A 15262-nucleotide genomic window follows, 5' to 3' on the forward strand; every position below is an offset into this window, starting at 1 on the left:
AAATTTAGTTGACCATTACAAGCAGGACTTTGAACTGTTTTTGGAAGTGCTATCGAAAGTTTTCGAACAGTTTAATTGGGTGTTGCATAGCTACTGCTTAATGACCAATCACTATCACTTGTTGGTAGACACTCCAGACGGAAACTTGAGTAAAGGTATGCGGCAGCTAAATGGAGTGTATACCCAAAGATTTAATTGCAAACATCAGCGAGTAGGTCATTTATATCGAGGCTGATACAAAGCTGCCTTGGTTGATAATCCTGAAGAATGCCAATGGAGCAGCTGGCACACAATCATGGGTAAAAAAGAAGCACCAGAGTGGTTGGCAGTTAATCAAACATTGCTACTCTTTGATAGCCAACTAAGTAAAGCGAGACGAAAGTATCACGACTTTTACTTTCAGGTATAGGCAAAGCGTTGTGGGATAATCTTAAACAACAAGTTTTTTGGGTAGTGAAGATTTCATCAATAGCCATATGGAAAGTTCAAACGTGATAGAGGGTGATATTGCAGAAATTCCTGCAAAACAGCGTCGCCCAAATCCGTTGTCGCTACAGCAATATGCAATTAATGCGAGTACGCGAGATGAAGCGATAACGATGGCATTCGCGAGCGGTGGCTACACTCGAAGACAGTTAGGTGATTTCTTTGGGCTACACTATTCGCGAATTAGTCGGATAGTGGCAAAAGGCAAGACCTGGCCCCTCTGATGCTAGTGGGTTTGATCTTTATAATCAGATCGGGTTAACTATTTTAAATAGAGGGAGATATACTATCAGGAGCATAGCCCAGCAGAATATCAATGGAGCAGACTTTATTGTCTGTTAATAGCATATTCTTTCCATCATTTTCATACATGGATGGTTTGATTTTTTTTTTATAACTATTCTACAGTTATAGGCAGACATGTAATTGTAGGCAGAAAGAAAAACGACAAACAATCAAGATGTTTCATTAGATATCAGCGATATCAAGAATGTTGCGATTGGCCACTTCCCTAGTGGTAAAACGATTATTGGCTTGGCGATTGAGCCCTAATTCTTATGAGGTGCCCCTTGTACAAAACAAAATGGTGGTTATCGTTGCTCTGCTTCGCAGTTAGCACTGTACACGCCGCTGATATTCGAGTAGAAGTGCGAAAAACAACGGGAGAACCGTTAGAAAATGCGGTTGTATTTCTAAAGTCAGATCGATTAAAGAGCCAGCTAAAACCGTTGAGCAACGTCGAAATGGCGCAGAAACATCGTGCATTTGTTCCCGGAGTGCTTGTTATTACCAAAGGAACTGCAGTTGATTTCCCCAATCGCGACACTGTTCGCCACCATGTTTACTCTTTTTCTCCAGCGAAAACGTTTGAACTCAAGCTCTACAACGACAAACCTGAACAACCAATTGTCTTTGATCAAGCAGGTGTAGTTGAACTCGGTTGTAACATCCACGACAGTATGCTGGCTTGGATATTGGTGTCAGAGACACCAGTCTATACACAAACCAATCAACAAGGTGAGGCTATTTTTCCTGATCAAATACCAGAGCACTATGAGATTGATGTGTGGCATGCCAGCTTACCGTATAGCTCACCGTTTGTGACTTCAAGTGTGACCGTCGATGCACAGCCTGTTTCACTTAGTATGACTATACCAGACTCTGGAGAGAGATTGTGAGTCTAAACTGGGCATTTTTCAAAGAGAGTCTATCCAAACGATTTATTTTTATCACTTTATTACTGCTGATTACTGTGCAAGCCATCAGCTTTACTTTAGTTAATATCACCGTGGACAAGTCTGTTCGCGAGGAAATCAGACAGTCATTAGAAGTATCAAAACGCGTTTGGAATCAATTGCTGACACAATCTAATTCTATGTTACAAGAGAGTGCAGAAGTGCTCGCTTCCGACTTTGGTTTTCGCTCCGCCGTCGCCACTCAAGATCAAAGCACCATTGCCTCCGCTTTGTTAAATAACGCTCAGCGCATCAACGCTTCCATTGCCATTTTGATTGATGCCAACTGGCAGCTAAAAGCTGCTTCTTCCGAAGCTATTTTGTTTGACGACCCTTCGGTATATAAAGATATTATCCAACGTTTTGACGAGCAAAAAAACTTTCAACTGATGATGTACAACGGCAAACCGACCCAGTTCGTACTGGCTCCGGTACGTGCTCCGAGAGTGATCGGCTACGTTTTGCTGGGCTTCGATATTGACCAAGAACGCATCATACAAGCCAGCCAGCTATCGGGGGTTGAAATAGCCCTTATCTCTTCATCAACAGGGACGAAAACCATCAAAGTAGTCGCCAGTTCAGAGGCAATTGCTGACTATTTTCTCTCGCAAAACAATACAATAGCAACAGACGAACACTCACTCCAGGACATTGTGATCAATCAAGAGGTTTTCATCAGTGGGTTATTAAGCGAGCAAACCTCGACACAACATTGGATTCATGTTGTTTTCCTTGAATCTTTGCCAAAGGCCAGCGAGAAATTTAATCAACTTTCAACTCAATATCTGACCGTAAGTGGCGCTGGCATTATTATCTTCACTTTGGCCATATTCGCCTTGTCTCACCGAACTTTAAAACCGCTAATCGTCCTCACCGAAGCAACCACAGAACTAGAAAAGGGGAATTTCTCTTCCGATATTGAAGGCACGGATCGCCCCGATGAGATCGGACAACTCGCGAGAGGGTTCGAGCAAATGCGTACTAGCATAGAGGACCAGAGAGAGACCATCACTCAACTGGCTTACTTCGATCCCCTGACCTCATTGCCCAATCGTCTCAATTTTAAACAAACACTGAGCGAAGCAATGGCGTCTAACACATTTGGGCAAATTTCCGTTGTCACATTTAATCTCGATCGCTTTAAGCAAGTGAATGATGTGCTCGGCTATGAAGTGGGCGACCGGGTGCTCAAAACCGTTGCAGAGCGTTTAAGTGACGCAGCACACCTCCCCTCTGCTATGATGACGGCTCATGTCAGTGGTGATGAGTTTTCAGTGATGCTGAACACTTCCAGCCAGCCACCTTTTGAGGCAGCACAACAGCTTAGGCGCAGTTTGGACGAAGCGTTTGAAATCGATGGAACGCACATTGATCTCAGTGTATCCATCGGCATTGCGTCTTGGCCAAAGGATTCCGCCGATCCTGACTCTCTAATTCATGCTTCACAAGTTGCCATGTACGCGGCGAAATCGAAAAAAGAGCAGATCGTACTCTACGACCAAGCCTTGGTTGCGGCGGCTCCACAAAACTTATCACTGCTTTCTGAGCTGCGCCGCGCGGTACGAGAAAGTGAACTGCGTGTTTTCCTACAAGCCAAAGTAGATGCAGAATCCTCGCTAGTAGCCGCTGCTGAAGCCTTGATTCGTTGGCAGCATCCCAGTAAAGGCATGATCGCACCCTATCACTTTGTCCCCTTTGCTGAACAGACCGGTTTTGTGCGTGAAATTACTAAATGGGTGATGAGAGAAGTCATTAGCCAATGGCACCATGTGCAACCGCTGAGAGGGCAAATGATAATTTCGATTAACTTGTCGACTTGGGATCTCATGACAGGTCAGTTACCTGCTTTCCTTGATTCCCTTCTGAGCGAATTCAAGGTGCCAGCAGCGGGTATCTGTCTAGAAATCACCGAAAGCGCTATCATGGAAGATCCGAAGATCGCCCAACAAACCTTAAATGAGCTTGCCGAAATGGGTTTTCACCTTTCCATCGACGATTTTGGTACAGGTTATTCGTCACTTGGCTATCTGAAACAGCTACCCGTTAATGAGCTCAAAGTCGATAAATCTTTTGTCCTCAATATGATAGAGAACAACAACGACAGAATTATCGTCAGCTCCACCATTGAACTGGCGCACAATTTAGGGTTGCGTGTTGTCGCTGAGGGAGTGGAAACCCGAGAGTTGTTTGATACGCTAGCGGCTCTGCAATGCGATGAAGTCCAAGGTTACTACATCAACAAACCAATGCCGATGGAGGAGTTTGTCGCTTGGCGTGACAAGTGGTACTCCCTGCATACTTAACCGCACGATATGCACCGATATCAACCCTTGTCACAATGCCCAAAAGAAAAACTCAGCCTGCGCTTAATGCCACTGGTCTCAAGGTTTATGGCGAAGGTGAATGGAAGGTCAAGAAGTACGGTGCTGACGGAAGTGCAGAGTCTGGCGTAAGCTGCATATCGCAGTAGATACAAGCATCCAAGAACTAGTTGAAGCAGAGCTTATCTAACGTAACCGATGCTGAAGTGCTCCCCAATTGACTCAAGCAGACACGTAGTAAAATCATTGAGATATAAGATGATGGCGCTTATGACACAAGGATTTGCCATGATGCTTTACGGATCGTTCCGCTTATCCCGCCATGAGATGGGGCTGCCTTCTGGGAGCAGGGACGCAATTTAGCAGTAGGTTGTCAGAAGCTCTGCGGCTCCAACAAGAAGTGGAATAAGCGGTATGACTATCACAAGCATTCGCTATCAGAGACAGCAATGTATCGAGTGAAACTGTTGTTAGGTGGGAAATTAAGCCTGAGAACCTACAACGCTCAAGTTGGCGAGACTTACGCTAGGATCAAAGCGCTGAATAAGCTTACGGGTTAAGTATGCCAGAAACTCATAAGAATCAAGCACTATGGGACAGGCATGTCTTCTCTTTGAATTAAGCGACTAAGCCCATCAAAGAGTGTGTACTCTTTATCTTGTGGCTTAGCGTTAAAGATTTGCTTATCTGTTAAAGATTTAGTTGTTCTTGCCATGATTGATACACCGTAAATTGGAACATACGGACAATGTACCTATTTGTGTACCTAAACTTCTAAGCTAGTACTAGTCAGTAAAAGAAGTTAAGAGAATACAATCCCTTGAAATAGCTAGGTTTAGATACAAAAAAAGACGTCCTAGGACGTCTTTTTTCTGGAATTTGGCTCCCCCTGCGGGACTCGAACCTGCGACATACGGATTAACAGTCCGCCGTTCTACCAACTGAACTAAGGGGGAATTGCATTAAGCGAGGCGAATCTTAGCGAGCTGCTTAAGTAGTGTCAATACACTAAATGCGATTTCAATTAAAAAATGCACATAAAAAAAACTTTACTTTTCTGCAGCCCTTATCGAGTAAAGGGTAGGTTTACTTATCCACTAAAATTGTGGATAAGTGTGTGTGTTAAAATTGAGTAAGTCAGGAAAGTCTCAAAACCGAAATAATTGTCATGATCATGAAATTAGAATGATGGACTGTAACGTCTTGTAGCACAATGATTTGTCGGCTTCTTGATAATAAATGCAATAAAATGATGAGCACTTAAGAAAAGTGGTTCTAACGAAGTTTTCAGGAAAAATGTGTATAAGCTGTGAGTTGAATTGAGCTGATTTTAGAGGTAGATCTCTAGCAAGGCGAAAGATAGTATCAGGATTAACGGCAATGATCTAGCGTCTCTATGTCACTTTATGCAAAACAGTGATTAATTTTTTCGTTAAGACTTGAGGCTGTATACATATACAGTCACAATATAACCTCCTCCTCATGATGAGACAGAGTTGAAGTATGAGCAAAGTTTTTGATTTAGTATCTGATTATAAGCCTTCAGGCGATCAGCCAACGGCTATTGAGCAATTACTTGAAGGCCTAGATTCTGGCTTGGCGCACCAAACGCTACTCGGTGTAACAGGTTCAGGTAAGACTTTTACCTTGGCGAATGTCATTGCTAATGCGCAAAGACCTGCAATTTTATTGGCACCGAATAAAACTCTGGCAGCTCAGCTTTATGGGGAAATGAAATCTTTCTTTCCCAATAATGCCGTTGAGTACTTCGTCTCTTACTATGATTACTACCAACCGGAAGCTTATGTGCCGACCACTGATACGTTTATTGAAAAAGACGCGTCGGTGAATGCACATATTGAACAAATGCGCCTATCTGCTACTAAAGCGCTTCTAGAGCGTAAAGATGCGATTATTGTCGCCTCTGTTTCTGCAATCTACGGTCTGGGTGACCCTGAATCTTATTTACAAATGATGCTGCATATTCGCCGTGGAGATGTGATGGATCAGCGCGATATTTTGCGTCGACTCGCTGAGCTTCAATACAGTCGTAATGATGTGGCATTTGAGCGAGGGCAATTTCGAGTTCGCGGCGAGGTGATTGATATTTTCCCTGCAGAATCAGACCAAGACGCCGTGCGTATTGAAATGTTTGACGATGAGATTGATTGCATTAGTGTCTTTGATCCTTTGACTGGTGCTATCAAGCAGCGTGACTTAGCGCGTTACACCATCTATCCCAAAACACACTATGTTACGCCGCGAGAGCGAATTCTGGGTGCGATAGAAAATATCAAACTCGAGCTCGAAGTTCGTAAGAAGTATCTATTAGAAAACAATAAACTGCTTGAAGAACAACGTATTTCACAACGTACTCAGTTTGATATTGAGATGATGAACGAGCTGGGGTTCTGTTCAGGCATTGAAAACTATTCTCGCTACCTCAGTGGGCGTAATGAAGGTGAGCCGCCACCGACCTTGTTTGACTACCTACCTCATGATGGGTTGCTGATCATTGATGAGTCCCATGTAACGGTTCCCCAGATTGGCGCTATGTTCAAAGGTGATCGCTCGCGCAAAGAGACGCTGGTGGAATTTGGCTTCCGTCTGCCTTCTGCGCTCGATAACCGCCCACTCAAGTTTGAAGAATTTGAATCTCTTGCGCCGCAGACCATTTTTGTTTCTGCCACGCCGGGTAATTATGAGTTGGAAAAATCAGACGGTGAAGTCGCAGACCAAGTGGTTCGTCCGACAGGCCTACTTGATCCGGTGCTAGAAGTACGTCCTGTAGCCACTCAGGTAGATGATCTTCTCTCAGAGATACGCATTCGAGCAGCAAAAGATGAACGGGTATTGGTCACCACCTTGACCAAACGCATGGCGGAAGACTTAACCGAATATCTTACCGAGCATGACGTTAAAGTGCGTTATCTACACTCAGATATTGATACCGTGGAAAGGGTTGAGATTATTCGCGATTTGCGCCTAGGGGAATTTGACGTATTAGTTGGGATCAACCTGTTGCGAGAAGGTCTTGATATGCCAGAGGTTTCTTTAGTCGCTATTCTTGATGCGGATAAAGAAGGCTTCTTGCGCTCTGAGCGTTCGCTGATCCAGACCATAGGTCGTGCGGCACGTAATATCTCGGGCAAAGCGATTCTGTACGCGGACAGAATTACCAAATCGATGGAAAAAGCGATGGGTGAAACCAATCGCCGCCGCGAAAAGCAACAAGCTTACAATGAGAAAATGGGCATTGAGCCGCAAGCGTTGAAACGTAATATTAAAGATATTATGGAGCTCGGTGATATTACTAAGAGCAAGAAGCAACGGACGAGTAAAGCGGTACCTTTGTCCAAGGTCGCTGAGCCGTCACAAAGCTATGATGTGATGACACCTCAACAGCTAGACAAAGAAATAAGTAAACTTGAAGCGCAAATGTATCAGCATGCCCAAGATTTGGAGTTTGAGTTAGCGGCAGAGAAACGTGATCAAATTGATAAGCTACGTCAGCAGTTTATTGTTAACAGCTAGTGCTATTGTGTCAGACAGGCAGGTAAAAAAAAGCCAGCAGAAATAAGTTCTACTGGCTGTAATTTGTGAATACTAAATTCACTAACAACGTCAGTTGGCTAGGTGACCCATGAGGGTCAGTTAAAATTTTGCATATAGCATGCCAAGCGTTTTAGCAGAAAAACAGGCTGTTTTTGATCTTATTTGGCTAGGTATAGGCTTTTTATTTGCATAATGCAAAGCGCAATGCGATTATTTGTATAAATGCGACAAATGCCTTGGCTGGGTTATGCAATTTAATACACAAGAAAAAAACAGCAAATATTTGCTGATGGTTGAAGATACAGCATCGGTTGCGGCGTTGTATCGCTCCTACCTTACTCCTCTGCAAATTGATATCAATATCGTCGGCACTGGCCGTGATGCTATTGAGAGCCTCAATTTTAGAACGCCAGACCTAATCTTGCTCGACCTACGTCTTCCTGATATGACGGGGATGGATGTTTTGCACGCGGTAAAAGAAAAAAATCCCACGGTTCCGGTTATCTTTATGACCGCGCATGGTTCAATTGATACCGCAGTAGAGGCAATGCGTCATGGCGCACAAGACTTTCTAATTAAACCTTGTGAAGCTGACCGCCTGCGCGTAACCGTGAACAATGCGCTGCGCAAAGCAAGTAAGCTCAAGCTGGGAGGCGACAGCCCAGCCAGTCAGGGCTATCAAGGATTCATCGGCAGTAGCCAAACAATGCAAGCGGTCTATCGCACCATCGACTCTGCGGCGAGCAGTAAAGCTAGCATTTTTATCACAGGGGAAAGTGGTACGGGTAAAGAGGTGTGCGCAGAAGCAATCCATGCTACCAGTAAGCGCGGTGATAAGCCTTTTATCGCCATCAACTGCGCCGCAATTCCTAAAGATCTGATTGAGAGTGAGCTATTTGGTCACGTCAAAGGCGCGTTTACTGGTGCCGCGACAGATCGCCAAGGGGCAGCGGAATTGGCGGATGGTGGTACCTTATTCCTTGATGAATTGTGCGAAATGGATCTAGATTTGCAAACAAAGTTGCTGCGCTTCATTCAGACCGGGACCTTTCAAAAGGTAGGTTCGTCGAAGATGAAAAGCGTGGATGTGCGATTTGTCTGTGCCACCAACAAAGATCCCTGGACTGAAGTAGAGGAAGGCCGTTTTCGCGAAGATTTGTACTATCGTTTGTATGTTATCCCGCTTCATCTGCCGCCATTGCGCGAACGTGGTGACGATATCATTGAGATCGCGTACTCGCTGCTAGGGTTTATGTCTAAAGAAGAGGGCAAAGACTTCATACGTCTGGCTCCGGAAGTTGTCGATAGATTTTCTCGTTATGAATGGCCGGGCAACGTGCGCCAACTGCAAAATGTATTGCGTAATGTGGTTGTGCTTAATAATGGTCGTGAGATTGATTTAGCCATGTTGCCACCGCCGCTCAATCAGCCGCCAACAAATGATATTCGGCTGACGCGTCCACAAAATGAGACAGTCTCAGTTCATGAGATATTCCCTTTGTGGTTAACTGAAAAAAATGCCATTGAGCAAGCGATCAAAGCGTGTGATGGCAATATCCCTAAAGCGGCGGGCTACTTAGATGTCAGTCCTTCGACGATATACAGAAAGCTGCAAGCTTGGAATGCAAAGGAAGTGCAATAGTGGAACTATTAGATCAAAGTAAAATTGACCGATTAGCCGAAGAAATAGGGGCTGAGAATGTCCCGTTATTGCTTGAGATATTTTTGGGTGAATTGCAAACCTACATCACCAAGCTTTCTCAGTTGGAAGGTCAAGAGCAAGCTTTGTACCTAAAGGAAATTAGTCATGCGTTAAAAAGCAGCGCTGCCAGTTTTGGTGCAGAGGCGCTTAGAGCCCACTCTGCTGACGTCGATTCCAGTGCTAAATCGGGAGGAATGCTGGACTCCACTGACCATAAGCAGCAAATGTTATCTCTACTGAGCGATACTCAGCAGAGATACCAAGGTTTATACGACCAATAAACGCTCAATCGCCTGCTGAAGCTTCGCTCTGTCATGACGCCAGTCACGGTTAGGCGAAGCGAGCGGAGTTGTTACGCAATTCCAATCCGTCAATTCTGGGTGTGGTTCTTCGCCTAGAACAACATCAATCTTACGCCCTTGGCACGAGCGTTCACACCATTCCAGCTTTTCTTTTAGCGTCATTTTCCCTGCTGGGCCGTACTCGGGGGAAAGGTTTTCGACAAACACCAATTTTGCTGTGACATTGGTGGCGATGGCGCGTCCGACTTCGGCTAAAAGCAGTGGCGGCATAATACTGGTAAGAAAGCTGCCCGGTCCGAGCACGATAATGTCGGCTTGTTCAATCGCCATAACGCCTTCTTTGGTCGCAGGAACCTCGGGATCCAAATCGAGTCGAACCAGTTTCTCTAGCATCTCATCAACACTGGTTTCTCCTGTGACCCACTTACCGTTAGGTGCCAACGCTTTTAAATCGGAAGGGTGTTCAGACATAGGGATGATATTGACATCGACCTTGAGCATATTGCGAATCAGGTTGGTTGCATCTAACGGGCGAACCGAAAGGTTATCGAGCGCCGTTAGCATCAGGTTGCCTAGATTGTGACCGTCGAGTTCTCCGGCGCCTTTAAAGCGATATTCGAACATCATGGAGCTGATCGATGGGTCGGTGATCAACTGATTAATGCAGTTACGTGTATCACCCCAAGCAATACCGCCTTGGCAGTGTCTAATACGACCTGTCGAGCCGCCGTTATCTGTTGTCGCCACTATGCCAGTAGCGTTTGAGCCGAAATCTTTGAGTGCCGCAAGCATACGTCCCAGGCCGTGGCCTCCGCCAATCGCGACCACTTTATTGCTAGCGTAAATTGTCATGCTGAGCTTCTTTTTGTTCATAACCAACTACAATTTAGATTATTGCATTAACAACCAATACTCAATAATAGGTAAATTGGGCTCCAAGCACGATTTTTTCTCCAACAGGGTAGAATCACACACAGTTATTAAGTATTTTAGTCAGCAGCACTACCCGAATCGCTAGGTAGTTGCCATAACTCCGAGCTCTATAAGCTAAGTCGATAAAGATAAGCGTATAGAGCCAGTGACATGTTGTCACAAGGGCATATTTGGAAATGAGTATGCCTCCCGTGTTTGGAAAGGTGTTCCGTGGCGCAACAATTCGAAGATAGATTTCATCGCAAGTTCTATTACTTGCGACTTTCCGTTACAGACGTCTGTAACTTTAAATGCACATATTGTTTGCCTGATGGCTATAAGCCTTCTGGGCAAAAAAGCTCGTCTTTTTTATCTCTACCGGAGATCAAACGTGTCGTGCGAGCGTTTGCCGATTGTGGTACCTCTAAGGTACGTATTACGGGTGGTGAACCCACTTTACGCAAAGATTTCAACGAGATTGTCCACAGCGTCGCTGCAACCCAAGGTATCGAAAAAGTCGCCACAACGACCAACGGCTACCGGATGGAAAAACAAGTGGCTGGCTGGAAGGACGCTGGACTCACTCACATTAATGTCAGTGTAGATAGCCTTGACCCAAGAATGTTTTATCAGATCACGGGTGAAAACAAATTTACTCAGGTGATGGCGGGCATCGACCGTGCATTCGAAGTGGGCTATGAGCAGGTTAAAGTCAATGTCGTATTGATGAAAGACCTTAACTCTCACGAGTTACCCGCTTTCCTTAACTGGATTAAAGATAGACCCATTCAGTTGCGTTTTATTGAGCTGATGCAAACCGGAGAGATGGACGATTTGTTTCAACGCCACCATGTATCAGGCGTGGCGATTCGTAATCAGTTGATTGCTAACGGCTGGTTATTGAAAGTTCGTAACAAAAATGACGGGCCAGCTCAGGTGTTTGTTCATCCGGATTACCAAGGTGAGATCGGTTTGATCATGCCGTATGAAAAGGATTTTTGTGAAAGCTGTAACCGTTTACGTGTCTCGGCCAAAGGTAAGCTGCATCTATGTTTATTCGGTGAACATGGTGTGGAGTTGCGCGATTTGCTCCAACAAGACGAACAAGAATCCGCACTGATCGAACGTATTCAACAACAGCTGCAAACCAAATCGGTGAGCCACTTCCTTCATGATGGCAACTCAGGTATGACACCGCATTTGGCATCCATTGGCGGCTAATTTCAATTTTTCAATTAATCTTGCTTAGCGCTTGTTAAGCCAGGATAAGACTTTGACAACTATAGGTGAACAAATGGGTCACGCAGAAAGCAAATTTCAACCAGCAAATATCGCAGTTTTAACCGTTTCAGATACTCGTACAGAAGAGAATGACACGTCAGGTGGTTACCTAGTTGAAAACGCAAAAGAAGCGGGTCATAACATTGTTGATAAGAAAATCGTTATTGATGATATGTACAAAATTCGTGCGATCGTTTCACAATGGATTGCCGATGAAAATGTCCAAGCCGTGATGATCACTGGTGGGACGGGTTTTACCTCACGCGATAGTACGCCTGAAGCACTAAAACCGTTATTCGACAAAGAAGTTGAAGGCTTTGGTGAGCTGTTCCGCATGGTCTCTTATGAAGAAATTGGTACCTCTACGATTCAATCGCGTGCGATTGCGGGTTTTGCTAATCATACGGTGATCTTTGCCATGCCGGGCTCGACGGGCGCTTGCCGCACTGGTTGGACGAAGATCATCAAGCAACAGCTAGATGCCAGCCACCGCCCATGTAACTTTATGCCTCATTTAGCCGTTTAAGCCCAGGAGTCGTTGATGAGCGAATTTACTCATATCAATGCTTCGGGTGAAGCGAACATGGTCGATGTGTCTGCCAAAGCTGAAACCGTCCGTGAAGCTCGCGCTGAAGCTTTTGTGCACATGGCTCCTGAAACACTCGCTTTGATCGTCTCTGGCTCTCATCACAAAGGCGATGTGTTTGCCACCGCTAGAATTGCGGGAATTCAAGCAGCGAAGAAAACATGGGATTTGATTCCGCTATGCCATCCATTACTGCTATCAAAAGTAGAAGTGCAGCTTGAAGCGATCGAAGCTGAAAACATGGTGCGTATCGAATCGGTCTGCAAGCTGGCGGGTAAAACTGGGGTAGAAATGGAAGCCTTGACGGCAGCTTCTGTTGCGGCGTTAACGATTTACGATATGTGCAAAGCCGTGCAAAAAGATATGGTCATTGGTCAGGTGCGTTTGTTGGAAAAAACGGGCGGCAAGTCGGGTCATTTTAAGGTGGAGTCATGATAAAAGTTCTGTTTTTTGCCCAAACTCGTGAGCTAGTTGGAACCGACGAAATAGATCTACAAGGTGATTTCGATAGCGTAGAAGCTGTGCGCAGCCATCTTGCTCTGCAGCCGGGAAAGTGGGATCTCGCATTAGAGCCAGGAAAACTACTGGCAGCGGTTAACCAATCGATAGTGCCTCTGACTCATCCCGTTCAGTCTGGTGATGAGGTGGCGTTTTTCCCTCCGGTTACAGGTGGCTAAATATGGATAAACGCGTTTCAGTCCAGTTTGAAGACTTCTCTGTCGGTGCCGAATATGATGCGCTTGCACACGGGACATCCGCGGGCGCTGTGGTCACATTTACCGGTAAAGTCCGTGATATGAACCTTGGGGACAACGTTATCGGCCTTTCTCTGGAACATTACCCGGGAATGACAGAGAAAGCGCTCATTGAGATTTGTGGTGAGGCACAGCAGCGCTGGCCTTTGCTGAGTATTCGAGTCATCCATCGTGTTGGCGAGCTGGACATTGGCGATCAAATTGTTTTCGTTGGTGTGTCGAGTGCACATCGAGGCGCAGCATTTGAAGCGTGTGAATTTGTTATGGATTACCTCAAGACCAAGGCGCCATTTTGGAAAAAGGAGCGAACGACAGAGGCGGTTCGCTGGGTAGACTCTAGAGATTCCGATGCTAAGGCTGCCGAGCGCTGGCATAATAAATAACGCCAAATTCAGATAAAGCGCCTTTAATCAGGCGCTTTTCCATTTTCACTGAGTTGGTGAATCGATCCTCTCTGTCGCCCCTTGGCGTTGAATAGTGCTTTATCTGCGATGGAAATAAATTTTTCGGCATCCATCTCTTGCGGAACAATGCGGCAGTGTTGAATGCCGATGGTAATTGAAAGCAGCTCCCCGACCGTCGATGAGGGATGGGGGATAGCAAGCTGTCTGACTTGCTCTTGGAGTGTTTGAGCATGGGCTAAACTTTCCGACTCAGTTACGTTTGGTATAAAGACTAAGAACTCATCGCCACCATAACGAAAGCATAAGTCATCACCTTTGGCCCAGGTTCGAATCGCATGGCTGAGAGTTTTAAGAATTTCATCGCCCTGCAAATGGCCAAAATGGTCGTTGTATTCTTTAAAACAATCAATATCGATCATCAGTACCGCTGAACCAATCAGCTTTAGTTTTGCTACTTCAATTGCTTCGGGGAGCAGAACATCGAGCGCATAGCGATTGTATATTTGCGTTAGGTGGTCAATATAAGTCAGACGCTCTAGTTCGATCTGTTGAACAGCTAACTTGTCCAAAGCAAGTTTAAATTCAGTAATATTTCTTACTGTCCAAAGCACAAGCGAAGTATTCGGAAGCGGGATAACCAGCGCGCTGAAATGCTGTACTTGCTGTGGACCTTCTGTCCCTTCAAAACATGGCAACTCTTTTGGGTCAAGAGCGTATTCAAGTTCTGCTGCGGTTTGACTGTCTATTACATCTACGATGACCTGACTAAACCAAATCGCTTTGTCTGACGGAAGTACTTGATATTGATTTAAACCAATGACAGCAGCAGGATCGTGATGGCGTTTTCTATCTCTTCCGCCCCATGCTTCAACATAAGTGCCAGACTTATCTATTAGAAATGTAGGTTCAGGTAGTGACTCAAACACCACGTGCATCAAATCTGGATTGTTGGCGATCTCGGTGGAAAAGGTAGAGTTCACGTCTTATCCCCACAATAAGCGTTGTAATTATTAATAGTTTAGACAGTTAATCTTGGAACGCACATCACCAAAACGTGAAAGGCGATAATAGCGTGATACAAGTCGCTGATTGAGTGGTCAATACTGAAAATTTTCCATATGGAGATAACGGCCACTACTAAGAAACGTGATAGGTAACGTCTATTGTAAAAATTGTTGTTTTCCATTTAGTAAAATCAAGAAATTAGACAACAATTACAATATATGCAGACAAGCTTGCACGTTAAGGAGACACAGATGGAATCGTTGAAAGTAAAAGATTATATGACATTGCAAGCGGTAACCTTTACGCCTGAAATGTCATTGAGCGCAGCGCTCGATAAGGTGATGAACTCTAAGTATCTTGGTGGTCCAGTGCTTAATGATAAAAAGGAAGTGATTGGTTTCCTGTCGGGACAAGATCTACTCGATAAGTTGATTAATGTCAGTTATTACTGCCAAGACAGCCACATCGTTGCCGATTGTATGCACCCAGAAGTGCTTTCCGTCAGCCCAGAGACCTCGATAATAGAGCTAGCGGAGATGATGAAAGTAGGTAAACCAAAAGTATACCCGGTCATCGACTCTGGAAAACTGGTTGGTATTATTACTCGTCGAGACGTTCTGCGCGCGATTGGCAAAAATATTGAGGCTTGCTTTAAGCACGCAGTTTAGTCTCTAGGCAAAAAAACGTTTGACCTTGGACTTAGCTCCAAGGTTTAAAC

The 15262-nt window shown here is 45.0% G+C and carries 16 protein-coding genes, 1 tRNA gene, 1 pseudogene and 1 riboswitch; of the genes and pseudogenes, 14 read left to right on the plus strand and 4 right to left on the minus strand.

The annotated features are described in order from the left end of the window. From TW81_RS19480 to TW81_RS18950, 5 genes and pseudogenes are all read left to right on the plus strand, one after another. On the plus strand, positions 1 to 235 hold a 235-nt coding region (locus tag TW81_RS19480; RefSeq protein WP_239424263.1), incomplete at its 5' end, for a transposase. 241 nt (positions 236 to 476) lie between these two features. Further along, positions 477 to 710: a hypothetical protein gene (locus TW81_RS19485; protein WP_239424264.1), complete on the plus strand. Its 234-nt coding sequence runs from the start codon at positions 477 to 479 to the stop codon at positions 708 to 710. A gap of 345 nt (positions 711 to 1055) precedes the next feature. Further along, a complete protein-coding gene (locus TW81_RS00685; protein ID WP_156980878.1) occupies positions 1056 to 1664 on the plus strand; it encodes a methylamine utilization protein in 609 nt (202 codons plus the stop codon). Further along, positions 1661 to 4024: a bifunctional diguanylate cyclase/phosphodiesterase gene (locus TW81_RS00690; RefSeq protein ID WP_045953807.1), complete on the plus strand. Its 2364-nt coding sequence runs from the start codon at positions 1661 to 1663 to the stop codon at positions 4022 to 4024. Before TW81_RS00685 ends, TW81_RS00690 begins: the two co-directional genes overlap by 4 nt. Positions 4025 to 4083: 59 nt before the next feature. After that, a pseudogene (locus TW81_RS18950) lies at positions 4084 to 4664 on the plus strand (IS5 family transposase); the annotation flags it as partial. Here TW81_RS18950 and TW81_RS19595 read toward each other — a convergent pair. Together TW81_RS19595 and TW81_RS00695 are read right to left on the minus strand one after the other, a co-directional pair. Next, positions 4632 to 4757 carry a hypothetical protein gene (locus tag TW81_RS19595; protein WP_275041432.1) on the minus strand — a complete coding sequence of 42 codons (126 nt, stop codon included), beginning with the start codon at positions 4755 to 4757 and terminating at the stop codon, positions 4632 to 4634. The pseudogene TW81_RS18950 and the gene TW81_RS19595 overlap by 33 nt on opposite strands. A 165-nt stretch (positions 4758 to 4922) precedes the next feature. Then, positions 4923 to 4998 (minus strand) — tRNA-Asn (locus TW81_RS00695). A 547-nt stretch (positions 4999 to 5545) separates the two neighbouring features. Here TW81_RS00695 and uvrB point away from each other — a divergent pair. The 3 genes from uvrB to luxU all read left to right on the plus strand — a co-directional run bounded on the left by uvrB (position 5546) and on the right by luxU (position 9580). Further along, entirely contained in the window at positions 5546 to 7576 is a 2031-nt protein-coding gene (gene uvrB / locus TW81_RS00700; RefSeq protein WP_045953808.1) for an excinuclease ABC subunit UvrB, read from the plus strand. A gap of 268 nt (positions 7577 to 7844) precedes the next feature. Next, positions 7845 to 9239, plus strand: a complete 1395-nt coding sequence (gene luxO, locus TW81_RS00705) for a quorum-sensing sigma-54 dependent transcriptional regulator LuxO (protein ID WP_045953809.1) — start codon at positions 7845 to 7847, stop codon at positions 9237 to 9239. After that, on the plus strand, positions 9239 to 9580 hold the full coding sequence (luxU, locus tag TW81_RS00710) for a quorum-sensing phosphorelay protein LuxU (RefSeq protein WP_045953810.1): 342 nt from the start codon (positions 9239 to 9241) through the stop codon (positions 9578 to 9580). Before luxO ends, luxU begins: the two co-directional genes overlap by 1 nt. Here luxU and TW81_RS00715 read toward each other — a convergent pair. Then, positions 9566 to 10453: a YvcK family protein gene (locus TW81_RS00715; RefSeq protein WP_045953811.1), complete on the minus strand. Its 888-nt coding sequence runs from the start codon at positions 10451 to 10453 to the stop codon at positions 9566 to 9568. The two genes, luxU and TW81_RS00715, sit on opposite strands and share 15 nt — an antisense overlap. A 167-nt stretch (positions 10454 to 10620) precedes the next feature. Beyond that, positions 10621 to 10756: riboswitch (molybdenum cofactor riboswitch) on the plus strand. Here TW81_RS00715 and moaA point away from each other — a divergent pair. The 5 genes from moaA to moaE all read left to right on the plus strand — a co-directional run bounded on the left by moaA (position 10745) and on the right by moaE (position 13518). Then, positions 10745 to 11734 (plus strand): GTP 3',8-cyclase MoaA, encoded by a 990-nt coding sequence (moaA, locus tag TW81_RS00720; RefSeq protein ID WP_045953812.1) that lies wholly within the window; start codon positions 10745 to 10747, stop codon positions 11732 to 11734. (Overlaps the previous riboswitch by 12 nt.) Before the next feature lie 73 nt (positions 11735 to 11807). Continuing rightward, positions 11808 to 12320, plus strand: a complete 513-nt coding sequence (moaB, locus tag TW81_RS00725) for a molybdenum cofactor biosynthesis protein B (protein WP_004748419.1) — start codon at positions 11808 to 11810, stop codon at positions 12318 to 12320. A 15-nt stretch (positions 12321 to 12335) separates the two neighbouring features. Then, complete coding sequence (moaC, locus tag TW81_RS00730; RefSeq protein ID WP_045953813.1) at positions 12336 to 12815, plus strand: cyclic pyranopterin monophosphate synthase MoaC; 480 nt, start codon at positions 12336 to 12338, stop codon at positions 12813 to 12815. After that, positions 12812 to 13057, plus strand: coding sequence for a molybdopterin synthase sulfur carrier subunit (moaD, locus tag TW81_RS00735; protein WP_045953814.1), 246 nt, complete (start codon positions 12812 to 12814; stop codon positions 13055 to 13057). The genes moaC and moaD overlap by 4 nt, the downstream gene beginning before the upstream one ends. A gap of 2 nt (positions 13058 to 13059) precedes the next feature. Then, entirely contained in the window at positions 13060 to 13518 is a 459-nt protein-coding gene (moaE, locus tag TW81_RS00740) for a molybdopterin synthase catalytic subunit MoaE (RefSeq protein WP_045953815.1), read from the plus strand. Positions 13519 to 13541: 23 nt separating this feature from the next. Here the strand turns inward: moaE and TW81_RS00745 are convergent, their stop codons facing one another. Further along, entirely contained in the window at positions 13542 to 14519 is a 978-nt protein-coding gene (locus TW81_RS00745) for a sensor domain-containing diguanylate cyclase (protein ID WP_045953816.1), read from the minus strand. A gap of 276 nt (positions 14520 to 14795) precedes the next feature. Here TW81_RS00745 and TW81_RS00750 point away from each other — a divergent pair, with 276 nt between their 5' ends. Further along, positions 14796 to 15212: a CBS domain-containing protein gene (locus TW81_RS00750; RefSeq protein WP_045953817.1), complete on the plus strand. Its 417-nt coding sequence runs from the start codon at positions 14796 to 14798 to the stop codon at positions 15210 to 15212. Positions 15213 to 15262: the final 50 nt, after the last annotated feature.

Origin of the sequence: Vibrio galatheae (genome assembly GCF_000967545.1) — a bacterium.
In the GTDB taxonomy this organism is placed as follows: domain Bacteria; phylum Pseudomonadota; class Gammaproteobacteria; order Enterobacterales; family Vibrionaceae; genus Vibrio; species Vibrio galatheae.